Below are 11771 nucleotides of genomic sequence, written 5' to 3'. Positions count from 1 at the left end.
TGCCTCTCTCAGGCGGGACGGTCGGAGGGGGTGCCGTTCAGGAAATCCCCGGCTTCCCGGAAGGCCCGGTAGAACTCCGGAAGCCAGGAGAAATTGGCAACAAAGCCGTGGTTCGCCCCTGCGTAGCGGTGGACGGTTGCGTCAACGCCGGCTTCTTTGAGCCGCTGCCCGTACAGTTCGCCCTCATCGCGCAGGGGATCGTGTTCCGCTGTGAGGATGAGTGCCTGCGGCAGGCCGCTGAGGTCAACACGCTTGATGGGGGAGACGAGCGGGTCCGCCGGGTCAGCACCGTTCTCGAGGTAAAACGCGTTGAAGGGCTTCAGCCCTGCGGTCTCCAAGCCGTAACCCTCGGCGTTCTCCCGCATTGAGGCATAACGGTCGACGTCGAAGTCCAGGTCCAGCGACGGGTAGAACAGGATCTGGTGCGTGATTCCGCTGAAGCCGTCCTCGCGGGCCATGGCGGTTACAGCCGCGGCGAAGTTCCCGCCCGAGCTGTCACCGGCGACGGCAAGGGTTCCGCCGTTCCACTTCAGGGCCTGGCCCTGCTCGGCGGCCCAGCGGACCACGCCGTAGCTGTCCGCCAGGCCAGCCGGGAACGCGGCTTCCGGTGCCAGCCGGTAGCCGACGGAGATGACCTTGTGGCCCGATTCCTTCGCCAGCGAGCGTGCCACGTGGTCGTGGGTGTCCAGGCTGCCCAGGAAGAAGGCACCGCCGTGGAGGTACACGATCAGCCCGTAGGAGTCGGCGTCGACGGGTGTGTAAATGCGTACCGGGACCTCCCCGGCGTCGGTGGAGGCGATGGTGTCCTCAACCGCGTGCAGCGGAATCCGGTCCTCGAGCGGCGGAACCTGCGCGGCCTCGCCGGCCCGCATCGCCGCCGGATCCAGCGGCGAACCGTCAGGGGCCGGGATGCTGCGGAGTACCTTGGCGATTTCGGGATGAATGGTCATTGCTTGTCCTTGCTGTATTGCGGGGCGGGGGAAGCGGAAGTGCCTGGCTACTTCGCCGGGGTCTGCTCGGGGAAGGCGGTTTCCACCGATCCGGGGTTCCAGCCAAGGCGTGACAGGCGCTGCAGTTCGTCCGTAACCGGTTTCCGGATGGCCTGGTACTGGGTGAGGGCTTCCTTCACGGAATCCGCCTGCAGCAGGGCATCCGCGAGCCCGGCGGCGTCCTGGATGGCTGAGTTCGCACCCTGGCCCTGGTGGTGCAGCATGGCGTGCGCCGAGTCGCCGAGCAGGGCGACGCTGTCGGTGTGCCAGTTATCCACCGGATCGATGTCGAACACGGAGCGGCTGGTGACCTGGCTGATGTCCAGGTTCCGGGCAATGTCCACAATGCGTTCGTCAAAGCCGTCGAGCAGGGAGACGAGGTAGTCATTGGTGATAACCGGTGCCCAGGAGCCGTCCTCGGAGCGGGTGGTGATGTCGTAGGAAAGCTGGTTGCGGTGGCGCAGCGGAAGGTTGTAGGCGATGGTGCCGTTGTCACCCATGTAGAAGCGGGGGTTGTCGTCCTCGACTCCCAGTCCGAAGGCATTGTCTGCGGAGATGACCGCCCGGTAAGCGTGTTCCCCCGCGAAGATCGGTTCATTGTCGGAGAACAGTTCCTTGCGGATCAAGGAACGGATGCCGTCGGCGCCGATCACCAGATCGGCCGTGACTGTGTTTCCGTTTTCGAAGGTGAGGGTCGCCGCATCGCCGTCGTCCTTGATGCCGGTGAGCTTGTGGCCCATGTGCACCATCTCGGCCGGCAGGACGCCCAGGAGCGCGTCAATGAAATCGCCCCGGTGGATGATGCGGGTGTGGTTCGGCTGGTCGAAGTCGTTGAGCTGGGGCCAGACTTCCTGCGCATAGACCTGCTGTCCGTCGGCGCTGAGGATTTCCAGGTAGTCGCTCGGCGAGCTCACGGCAGCGATTTCCTCGAAGATGCCCCACCGGCGGAAGAGTTCAACCGTGATCGGGCGCAGGCCGATGCCGGCGCCCACTTGGCCCAGTGCGGGAGCCTGCTCGTATACGTGGACGTTGCCGGCACCGATGTTCCGCAGGGCAATGGCTGCGGCCGCGCCGCCGTAGCCGCCGCCGACAATGGCGATCTTCAGGTCTTTGAGTTCGGAAGTCTTCATGGTTGCTTCGCTTTCTCGTGTCCGGCGCGCCTATGCGCCGGGATATGGCTGGGTCAGGAGGAGATGGAAAGGAATCCGGCGGGGTTGTCGATGAAGAGGGTTTTGATGGCTGCTTCATCGAGACCGGCACCGCGCAGGTCGGGGATCAGGTCCTCGAAGATGTAGTTCACGGTGTGGCCCTTCACTCCGGGCCAGCCAAGCGGGCTGCAGTTGGCGTCGGCGGAAACCAGGAGCTGGTTCAGGTGCCCCTTCTCCACCAAGGACATAAAGTGGTCCAGCCGCTCCTTGCGGGGGCGGGCCCAGAAGGGCGGGTCCGGGAGCTCGGTCTCGTAGCCGAAGGTGTCGAAGCCGATGCGCCCGCCCTGCCCCATGATCCATTCGCTGGGGGTGTTCTCTGCGTTGAGGCCGTCGTCGGCGTGCCCGAAGAGGACACGGTCCAGCGGCAGGGACTCTTCGGCGAAGATGTCGATGGCCGGCTGCGGGTCGATGGCCAGGTGGGTGAGGATCGGTACACCGGTGGCCACTGAGGCGCGGGCGGCGGCGCGGTAGATGCGCTTGTCCAGTTCGGTCATGCGCCCGCCGCGACTGACGCCCACTTTGATCACGCCGGCCTTGCTGCCGGTGGTGCCGATGCCCACGGTGATTTCATGAATGAACACCTCGGCCAGGTATTCCACGCTGGCCCGGGCGAAGTGCGGCAGCGCGGTGTCCCCGCCGACGAAGCCGGTGCAGGCCACGATGTGGACACCTGTCTTGGCGGAGAGGGACTTGTAATAGTCGACGTCGCGGCCGTTGCAGATGCCGGTCGCATCCACGAAGGTGCCGCCGCCGTATTCATGGAACTGCCGCAGCTTCGGCACGGTTTCCGCGTACCGCTGCTCCGGCGTCTTCCACCAGGTGGAGTCCAGTTCGCTGCCGGGCATGCCGTAGCCGATGTGCTCGTGGACTGCCACTATGCCCAGCTCTTCGGCCGGGATGGTGCCTAGTACCGTGTTTACCTTTGCCAATGCCTACACCTCAAAGAATAGAAAGCTTTTATGGTCATCGCTGCCGCACGGCTTTTAGCGCACCGTTAGCAGGGCGTGCGGATTATCAGTGAGAATGCGCCGGGCATCTTCATCGCTGAGGCCCCTGGCCGAGAGGAGCGGCATAAACGTGGACAGGACATAGCTGTACGGCACGTCGTAGTCCGGCTGGCCCTTGGCGACGCCGACGGCGTTGGCGGAGAGAATGATCCGGTCCGCATGGCCGGCCTGCACCAGTTCCAGGACCAGGGCGGCCCGTGACTCGTCGTCGATGACGTCCCCGCCGGTGGAACCCACATGGTCGATGCCGACGAAGGCGCCGCGGCGCGCCACCTCGAGGGCGGCACCGGCGGCGTCCTTGCGGTCCAGACCGCCGACCAGCACGCGGTCCGCCGGAAGGTTCTCCGCCAGGACCAGGTCCAGTTCGCCAACCGCGTCGGTGCCGAAGCGGATCGACACCGGAACACCGGTGGCCAGAGAAGTCTTGGCGGCGCCGCGGAACAGGCTTTCCTCGGTGGGGGTGATGCCGGAACGGGCCGCGGCCGTGGTTACGAGACCGGCGGCGCCCCGGCGCTCAACCCGGGGGACCACCATGCCCTCGGTGACCTCCTTGGAGAAGAGATCCGCGAACTTGTCCGCCGGCCACGGCGTGGGCGGGTTGGTCTGCGGGGTCAGGAAGTAGCCGCCGAGCATTTCCTCAGGCCCCATGCCGGTGGAGGCGATGATATGCACGCCGGTTGCCCGGGACAGGGCCTCATACAGCGGAAGATCCCGGCCGTGGAACATGCCGGTGCTGTCGACGACGGCGCCGCCGCCGTGTTTCCGGAAGTCCGTCAGCTTCCCGGCAAGGGTTTCGAAGATTTCGGCCCGGTCCATGCTGATATCCGGGGCATGCTCCGCTCCCGGAACCACCGAGAGGAGTGCTTCGTGAACGGCGACAACACCCAGGTCTGCGGCGGGTACGGGACCCAGGACGGTGTTGGCCAGAGCCCCCGGAATATTACCTGGGCCGTTGACGCCCAGGGTACCGGTGGATGTGGACGCGGCGTCGGCGCCTGCGAAGTGGCTCACTTGCCTCTCCTTTGAAGCTAGGGGGATTTGCGTGACTGACGTCACTGCGGATGATGCGGAGTGGCCAGCTTTCCACTTTTCTTTACACGATGTCAAGTAATTTGTCTCGGTGACCAGATGTGCCGCGGCGTCCAAGTGTGATCCTTGACACATTGTAAAGCTTCCAGTCACACTGTCTCGGGAACGCACGGTTGTAAGACAGCCGCTACGCATCCACCGACAGGAGAGTGTTATGACGACACCCGCCGAATCAGACATCGACCTCTGGGACGATGCCGTCCTTGCCGATCCCTATCCCACCTACTCCGCACTGCGCGAACAGGCAGGGGTGGTTTATCTGCCCAGGAACGACGTCTACGCCCTGACCAGGTATGACCTGATCCGTGACGCACTCGGGGATCCGGAGGCCTTTTCCTCGACCTCCATCGGCTTCAACCCCATGGTCAACGAGGCGCTGCAGGGCACGTCCCTGGCGTCCGACCCCCCGCTGCACACGCAGCTCAGGGCAACGCTCTCGCAGAACCTCACGCCCCGCGCGCTGCGCGGCCTCAAAGTGGTTATTGATGAAAAGGCGGACAAGCTGGTAGCCGAGCTGGCCGCCGCCGGAAGCTTTGAGGCCGTGGATTCCCTGGCCCGGGCGTTCCCGCTGGAGATCGTTGCGGACCTGATTGGTTTCAACGGGCAGGTCAAGGACAACATGCTTCGCTGGGGACAAGCCGCGATGCAGGTGCTGGGACCGTTGAACCAGCGTACGCAGGAGAGCTTTCCCATTGCCGGTGAGCTTTACGGCTGGTGCTCTTCGGTGACAGCGGAAGACCTGACGCCCGGTTCGATAGGCCGCGGTATCTTCGATGCGGAAACCCGCGGGGATATTCCCGAGGGATACGCCGGAAACATCATCCACCAGTACCTTGGCGCCGGCGTGGATACGACCATCGCATCCATCGGCAACATAGTGGCGCTGTTCGGACGGCATCCGGAACAGTTCGCCCTCGTGCGCGAGAATCCGGAACTGGTACCGTCTGCCTTTGCCGAAGTGCTTCGGTACTGGGTTCCCATCCACGTCTGGGGGCGCCGGGCAACGCGGGACGTGCAAGTTGACGGCGTCACTATTCCCGAAGGTGCCCAGGTCGGCATTTTGTTCGGCGCCGGCAACCGCGATCCGCGGCATTATGAAAACCCGGACTCCTTTGACGTGACCCGTAATCCGGTGGACCACCTGTCCTTCGGGTACGGCCCCCACGGCTGCGCTGGACAAGGCCTGGCCCGCCTCGAAGGACACGCCATCGTTGCGGCCCTGGCCCGCCGGGCGGAGGTCCTGACCGTGAACGGCGAGGCCCGGATACCAAGCAACATGACGCGCAGCCTGGAAAAGCTGCAGGTGACGATTGTGGAGGCAGCATGAAGATCGAACTGGACCGGCCGCGCTGTGAAGGCCATGGACTGTGCGAAGAGGTCGCCCCCGACCTGATGCATCTCGACGACGACGGCGAGCTCATTATCGATGTCCCTGAGGTGGACGAGGGGGACATGGGAGCCGCGCAGGCGGCCGTTCGGATCTGCCCGGTTGCCGCCCTGAAGCTGGCTTCGTGAGGATGCGCCGCGTCGTCGTCGTCGGCAACGGCATCGCCGGGCTGACTGCCTGTGATTCCCTGCGTTCGGCGGGATTCGACGGCGAGTTGACGGTGGTGGGCTCCGAGGTGCACCGTCCCTACAGCCGCCCCGCGCTGTCTAAGGCCCTGCTGCACGGTGAGGGTGGAAGCACTGCCCACGAGCTGCCGCACCCTACGCATGGGGCCACCGAACTGAGAGGGGTCAGCGCGGCGGGACTGGATCCGGAGGCGCAGGTCGTCCGGCTGGCCGGGGGAGAAACACTGCCTTACGACGGGCTGGTGATTGCGTCCGGCTCCCGGGCAAGGCGGCTTTCTCCGGAGGCCGAGGCGGGTATGCCCGCGCAGGAGCTGACCCTGCGCACCTTGGAAGACGCCGTTGCCTTGAAACAGCGCGTGGCAGCGCGTCCGTCGGTCATCGTCATCGGCGGCGGTGCGCTCGGGATGGAAGTGGCCTCGGGCTGCGTGCAGGCCGGCTGTGAGGTCACCCTGGTTTCGGACGGCCCGCCCCTTATCCGGCAACTCGGCGGGTATCTGTCCGAGCTCTTTGTATCCGCCGCCGTTGGCCGCGGACTGCGGATAGTGGCGGGCGGCAGGGCATCTTTGCTGTCCGCCGGCGAGGGGACGCGGGTAGTCCTGGCCGACGGCACGGTCCTGGAAGCCCAACTGGTGGTTACGGCCATCGGAGATGAGCCGAACACCGGCTGGCTCACCGGATCCGGACTCCTGGCGAACGGCGTGCTGCACACGGATTCACGGGGACGGGTGGGGCCGTCCATTGTGGCTGCCGGGGACGTGGCCGTCTTCCCGACCCGTCGGGGCACAGAGAGGGTTCCTCTCTGGACCAGCGCTATCGACCAGGCGAAAACCGCGGCGTTGGGATTGCTCCGCGGAGACGAGGCTCCCGAACATGACTTCCAGCCCTACTTCTGGACGGAAGGGTTCGGCCTGGCACTGAAATCAGTCGGCTTTACACCCCTGACCGGCCCGCCCGAATTCCGTGAAGCAGGCGGAGCGGAAAACTCAATGCTCCTGCGGTGGGCCCACCCGGGCGGCTCGGGGACGTCCGTTGCGGTCAATTACCGCATCCCGATTCCGAAGCTTCGGCGGCTGGCCAATATCGGCCCGGACGCGCTTCGGTCCCCGGTGCCGGCGGGGCGATAACCGCTGTTAGGGTGGGATTCATGTCGTCGCTCCGTGAAGCCCAGAAACAATTGACGCGGGACCGGATTGTCGACTGCGCCTTGGAGCTTTTCACAGCCAAGGGGTACGCGTCGACGACGATTGACGAGATTGCCTCAGCTGCCGGGACCACGCGTGTGACTTTCTACGCGTATTACCCTTCGCGCACTGACCTCATGAAGGATTTCATGAGCCGCGTGAACTCCGTCCTGGAGCGTGCCGCGGGGCCGGGCAGCACCTCCACCGCCGTGGACCTGGTCGCCGTCGTCCGGGTCGGGGAGCTGCCCGGCATCCTCGCCTGGCTCGAATCGCGGGCAGCCCTGTGGCCGGTGTTCCGGCCTTACCTCGATGTGCTGGATGAGGCGGCAGCCTCAGATCCGGAAATCCGGAAAATCATGGACGCGTGGCATGAGGAAGTCATCTCCGACATAGTCACCGGACTGCAGCTGGCCGGACGCTACACAGAAGAGACCCGTCACATCCGCGGAACCCTTGCCTTTACGCAGCTGGACTATGTGGCAACGCTCTGGACGCGCCGGAAGTTCGAACCGAACCGTGAGCACGCCCTGGAGGTGCTTGCCGACAGCTGGCACCACCTGCTCTGCGGCGAGGCTTAACCAGCGACCGCCGCCACTGGTAGCCAGGGCGGCGGTCTACTGTCTGCGGCCTAGAGTTCGGCGGTCGCCGTCGCGTAATCCAGTCGAGGCAGCCGCGGGTGGCGTGGCCCGCCGGCAGGCACACCGATGTTGACGACGAGGAAGGACTGCAGGTTCAGGCCTGCGTGCAGGTCGGCATCCAGCCCGGCGGCGTCGAAACCGCCCATCGGCCCCGCGGCCAGGCCCAGTGCGCGGACTGCCAAGAGGAAGTAGCCGGCCTGCAGATGCGCATTGTCATTGCCCATCACGGCACTCAGTTCCGGGTTGGCGGCAAAGACTGCACCCTGCTGCGGAGCCGGCGGGAAAACGGTGGGGAAATGCTCCGGCCAGTCGCGGTCGAAGCTCAGCACGGCAACCATGGGAGCCTCGGCTGTCTTGGCCTTGTTGCCTTCTGCCATGTGCTGCACCAGCCGCTGCCGAGCCGCGGCGGAACGCACCCAGGTGATCCGCAGCGGCTGGATGTTCATCGCCGTCGGACCCATCTTGGTCAAGTCGTAGATGGCTTGAAGCTGCTCGTCTGTGACAGCGGCCGTAGTGAATTCCGAGACCGTGCGCGCGTCACGGAAGAGGAGGCCGAGGGCTGCGGCATCGATGGCGGGGATGGACTCCAGAGTGCCGTCGTTCATACGCAGCACACCTCCTTGGGGTAACGGTTCGTGTCTCCAGACACTTGACGCTTCAAGTAAACCCCGGAGGAGTGCAGAACGAGGGCTGCGCCATGGTGATGTCCGTCACACCCATGGTTGTGCGGAGGCAGCAGAAACGGCACGCCCGCAGGGCATGCCGTTCGGTAACGGACCTGTACGCCTAGGCGACTGCGGTGGACGGACGCCACACAGCGTCCAGTTTCTCCCCGGCTTCTCCTTCAGAGAGCCCGAGCGACAGGGAAATCTCCGTCAGCAGCGGCCGCCGGGCATGCCGGAGCATTTCCCGTTCGGCCTGCGAGAGGCCGCGGTCCGCCTCGCGCAGCATGAGGTTGCGGACCACGGCGGCAATCACCATCGGATCACCGGTGGCAATCTTCTCCGTGTTGTCCTTGTACCGGCGCGACCACTGGGGGTCTTCGTTATCGGCGGGGGCGCGAAGGACGCCAAACAGTGCGTCGAGTCCAGCCCGGTCCAGGACGGGACGGAGGCCGACGTGGTCCACTTGGTCAACGGGCACCCAGACCATCAGGTGGGAGGACTGGACCTCCAGGACAATGCAGTCCTTCTGCATGCGCGGATGCGTTTGGAAGGAGCTGACAACGGCGGGGCCGTGATGGGGATGGACCAGGATCTGGCCTTTGGAAAATGGCAACTGCTACCTCCAAGGAAGAGGAAGGGCAGGGGCGAGTGATGAGACTCTTTACATTTTACCGCTTCCCGCACGAGGCAGACTGTAGGAGTGACTTCTCCGGCCTCCCCGCATCCAACCGACCCGCCCTTCAACCTTGCGGCCATCGGCGGGGGATTGGTTTTTGCCGAGTCGGTCCCGCAGCTCGCGGCGGTGCTCGACGGCGGTTCCGGTGAAATCCACGGAGCCGGCACCGCCGTCGTCCAGGCACCCCCGGGAACCGGCAAGACAACCCTGGTGCCGCCGCTCGTCGCGAACGTTCTGGCCCGCGGCGGGACCCAGCCCCGGGTTGTGGTCACCCAGCCCCGCCGCGTGGCCGTCCGCTCGGCAGCGCGTCGGCTGGCAGCGCTGGACGGCACCGCCCTCGGCGGGCGGGTTGGCTACACGGTCCGGGGCGAAAGCCGCACGGGCCCGTCCACGCTGGTGGAATTCGTGACGCCGGGCATCCTGCTGCGCCGCCTGCTGGCCGACCCCGGCCTGGAAGGAACAGCCGCGGTCATCCTGGACGAAGTCCACGAACGCGGGCTGGAAACGGACCTGCTGCTCGGCATGCTCACCGAGGTCCGCCAGCTGCGCGAAGACCTGACCCTCGTGGCTATGTCCGCAACCCTGGACGCGCCGCGGTTCGCTGTGCTGATCGGTTCGCCCGACGGCGCCGGGCCGGCACCCGTGGTCGGCTGCCCGGCAGCGCTGCACCCGCTCCGGACGGTCTGGGCTCCCGCGCCGGTTCCCCGCTTCGACGAACGCGGCGTGACACGCGGATTCCTGGACCATGTGGCCGACACCGCACTGCAGGCCCACTCCCGTGCCGCGGCCCTGGATCCGGACATCGATGCCTTGGTGTTTGTGCCCGGCGCACGCGAGGTGTCCACGGTGGCCGGCCGGCTGCGTTCGCGGGTCCCGGCGGGAACAGACGTCTTGGAACTGCATGGGCAGATCAGTCCGGCGGAGCAGGACCGGGCCGTTTCCGGCCGCGCCCCGGGCGAGCCGGCCCGGATCATTGTGTCCACGTCGCTGGCTGAATCCTCGCTGACCGTTCCCGGCGTCCGGCTGGTGGTTGACTCGGGGCTCGCCCGCGAACCGCGCCGGGATGCGATGCGCGGGATGTCCGGCCTCGTCACCGTCTCCTGCTCCCGTGCCTCCGCGGAGCAGCGGGCCGGCCGCGCCGCCCGGCTGGGGCCGGGTACAGTGGTGCGCTGCTATGACGACAAGGCTTACGGAGCCGCGCCCGCACACCAGACCCCGGAAATCGCCGTCGCGGACCTCACGGCCGCGGCCCTGGTGCTGGCGTGCTGGGGTGCTCCCGGAGGCGAGGGCCTGTCCCTTCCCGACGCACCGCCGCCGGCCGCCATGCGCGACGCCCTCCAGGTGCTGCGCGGGATCGGTGCCGTGGACGCCGAGGGGCTGGCCACGGCCCGGGGCAAAACACTCGCGCGCGTGCCCGCCGATCCCCGGCTCGCACGGGCACTGCTCGACGGCGCCGGTGCGGTGGGTGCCCGGACCGCTGCCGAGGTTGTTGCCCTGCTTTCGGGGGACAACCGTGCACCCGGAGCGGACCTTCCCCGCTTGCTGGCCGGCATGCGGACCGGACGCGAGCCCGGTGACCGCCGGTGGTCCGAAGACGTAAGGCGGCTGGAGCAGCTGGCCCGCCGGGAAAAGTCTGCCGGCCCTGCCGAAAGGGGAGCCCCGGGCGCACGGGAGATCGCGGGCGTCGAAGCGCCGGGCTACGTGATTGCCCTGGCCTTCCCGGACCGGATTGCGCGGCGCGTTCCCGGCGCGGGCCCGGAGCGTTACCTGCTCGCCTCCGGAACCCGTGCCGGGTTGCCGGCGGGCAGCTCCCTCACGGGACAGGACTGGCTGGCCGTCGCCGATGTCGCCCGGGCCGAGGGGCGCGACGCCGCGGGCACCGGTGCGGTGATCCGGTCCGCAGCACCGCTGACCCTGGACACCGCCGAAGCAGCCGCCGAACACCTCGTCACGGACACCGTTGAAGCGGAGTTCGCCGGCGGCCGGGTCACCGCGCGCCGGGAACGCCGGCTCGGCGCGATCCTGCTGGGCTCCACCCCGGTACGCCCGTCCGCCGAAGAGGGACGCGCCGCCGTCGCCCGCGCCCTGACGGTACAGGGGCTGGGCCTGATTGGTTTCTCCGCGGCAGCCGACGCGCTGCGCCGTCGACTGGCCCTGCTCCACCGTGAGCTGGGGGAGCCGTGGCCGGACGTCAGTGAGCCGGCGCTGCTGGACCGGCTCCAGGACTGGCTCGGCCCGGAACTGGACGCACTGGCCCGCGGGGCATCCGCCAACAGCATCGACCTCACCGATGCGCTCCGGCGGCTGCTGCCCTGGCCGGACGCTTCCCGGCTGGGCGACCTCGTACCGGAACGGCTCCAGGTGCCCAGCGGTTCACGGGTCCGGATCGACTATCCGGATCCGGAGCACGACGACGGCCGGCCCGTGGTGGCGGTCAAGCTCCAGGAGTGCTTCGGATGGTCCGAAACCCCGCGGCTCGTGGAGGGACGCGTCCCGGTGCTCTTCCACCTGCTGTCCCCGGCAGGCAGGCCGCTTGCCGTCACCGACGACCTGGCGTCCTTCTGGTCCGGCCCCTATGCACAGGTCCGGTCCGAGATGCGCGGCCGGTACCCCAGGCACCCGTGGCCGGAGGACCCCTGGTCTGCCAAGGCCACTGCAAGGACAAAAGCCCGGATGTAACAGCGGGTGCGAGGACCGTCACACGGGAAGCTGCCGGGCGCCGTCGTCCCAGGGTTTTAGGCTTGAA

General features: G+C 67.0%; 11 protein-coding genes. 5 read left to right on the top strand and 6 right to left on the bottom strand.

The genetic code is table 11. The features are described from left to right. Window positions 1–8: 8 nt before the first annotated feature. From NNX38_RS09995 to NNX38_RS09980, 4 genes are read right to left on the bottom strand one after another with little or no spacing between them, the layout of a single operon-like run. The gene (locus NNX38_RS09995; RefSeq protein WP_255797850.1) at window positions 9–950 is read right to left on the bottom strand and encodes an alpha/beta hydrolase; all 942 of its coding nucleotides are present in this window, start codon (window positions 948–950) and stop codon (window positions 9–11) included. 47 nt (window positions 951–997) lie between these two features. Further along, on the bottom strand, window positions 998–2119 hold the full coding sequence (locus tag NNX38_RS09990) for an NAD(P)/FAD-dependent oxidoreductase (RefSeq protein WP_255797849.1): 1122 nt from the start codon (window positions 2117–2119) through the stop codon (window positions 998–1000). A gap of 53 nt (window positions 2120–2172) precedes the next feature. Then, entirely contained in the window at window positions 2173–3126 is a 954-nt protein-coding gene (locus tag NNX38_RS09985) for a phosphotriesterase (RefSeq protein ID WP_255797848.1), read from the bottom strand. A gap of 54 nt (window positions 3127–3180) precedes the next feature. Further along, window positions 3181–4215, bottom strand: coding sequence for a phosphotriesterase (locus tag NNX38_RS09980; protein ID WP_255797847.1), 1035 nt, complete (start codon window positions 4213–4215; stop codon window positions 3181–3183). A 232-nt stretch (window positions 4216–4447) separates the two neighbouring features. Between NNX38_RS09980 and NNX38_RS09975 the strand changes: the two genes are divergently transcribed. The 4 genes from NNX38_RS09975 to NNX38_RS09960 are packed head-to-tail and all read left to right on the top strand — an operon-like array spanning window position 4448 to window position 7624. Continuing rightward, complete coding sequence (locus tag NNX38_RS09975) at window positions 4448–5620, top strand: cytochrome P450 (protein WP_255797846.1); 1173 nt, start codon at window positions 4448–4450, stop codon at window positions 5618–5620. Continuing rightward, window positions 5617–5808, top strand: a complete 192-nt coding sequence (locus NNX38_RS09970) for a ferredoxin (RefSeq protein WP_255797845.1) — start codon at window positions 5617–5619, stop codon at window positions 5806–5808. The genes NNX38_RS09975 and NNX38_RS09970 overlap by 4 nt, the downstream gene beginning before the upstream one ends. 2 nt (window positions 5809–5810) lie before the next feature. After that, window positions 5811–6989, top strand: a complete 1179-nt coding sequence (locus tag NNX38_RS09965; RefSeq protein WP_255798164.1) for an NAD(P)/FAD-dependent oxidoreductase — start codon at window positions 5811–5813, stop codon at window positions 6987–6989. Window positions 6990–7009: 20 nt separating this feature from the next. Next, window positions 7010–7624: a TetR/AcrR family transcriptional regulator gene (locus NNX38_RS09960; protein ID WP_255797844.1), complete on the top strand. Its 615-nt coding sequence runs from the start codon at window positions 7010–7012 to the stop codon at window positions 7622–7624. Between the two features lie 50 nt (window positions 7625–7674). Here the strand turns inward: NNX38_RS09960 and NNX38_RS09955 are convergent, their stop codons facing one another. Then, window positions 7675–8289, bottom strand: a complete 615-nt coding sequence (locus tag NNX38_RS09955; protein WP_255797843.1) for a malonic semialdehyde reductase — start codon at window positions 8287–8289, stop codon at window positions 7675–7677. Between the two features lie 181 nt (window positions 8290–8470). After that, window positions 8471–8962 carry a CarD family transcriptional regulator gene (locus NNX38_RS09950; RefSeq protein ID WP_255797842.1) on the bottom strand — a complete coding sequence of 164 codons (492 nt, stop codon included), beginning with the start codon at window positions 8960–8962 and terminating at the stop codon, window positions 8471–8473. Between the two features lie 87 nt (window positions 8963–9049). Between NNX38_RS09950 and hrpB the strand changes: the two genes are divergently transcribed. Continuing rightward, on the top strand, window positions 9050–11704 hold the full coding sequence (gene hrpB, locus NNX38_RS09945) for an ATP-dependent helicase HrpB (protein WP_255797841.1): 2655 nt from the start codon (window positions 9050–9052) through the stop codon (window positions 11702–11704). Window positions 11705–11771: the final 67 nt, after the last annotated feature.

The organism is Arthrobacter sp. zg-Y238, from assembly GCF_024385525.1.
Taxonomy (GTDB): Bacteria; Actinomycetota; Actinomycetes; order Actinomycetales; family Micrococcaceae; genus Arthrobacter_B; species Arthrobacter_B jinronghuae.
This window is presented reverse-complemented; position numbering and strand designations above follow the sequence as displayed.

What these genes read in the sequence shown, in the direction of transcription:
- NNX38_RS09995 (WP_255797850.1), bottom strand. Translation starts at nt 950, where the DNA reads ATGACCATTCATCCCGAAATCGCCAAGGTACTCCGCAGCATCCCGGCC.
- NNX38_RS09990 (WP_255797849.1), bottom strand. Translation starts at nt 2,119, where the DNA reads ATGAAGACTTCCGAACTCAAAGACCTGAAGATCGCCATTGTCGGCGGC.
- NNX38_RS09975 (WP_255797846.1), top strand. Translation starts at nt 4,448, where the DNA reads ATGACGACACCCGCCGAATCAGACATCGACCTCTGGGACGATGCCGTC.
- NNX38_RS09970 (WP_255797845.1), top strand. Translation starts at nt 5,617, where the DNA reads ATGAAGATCGAACTGGACCGGCCGCGCTGTGAAGGCCATGGACTGTGC.
- NNX38_RS09965 (WP_255798164.1), top strand. Translation starts at nt 5,811, where the DNA reads ATGCGCCGCGTCGTCGTCGTCGGCAACGGCATCGCCGGGCTGACTGCC.
- NNX38_RS09960 (WP_255797844.1), top strand. Translation starts at nt 7,010, where the DNA reads ATGTCGTCGCTCCGTGAAGCCCAGAAACAATTGACGCGGGACCGGATT.
- NNX38_RS09955 (WP_255797843.1), bottom strand. Translation starts at nt 8,289, where the DNA reads ATGAACGACGGCACTCTGGAGTCCATCCCCGCCATCGATGCCGCAGCC.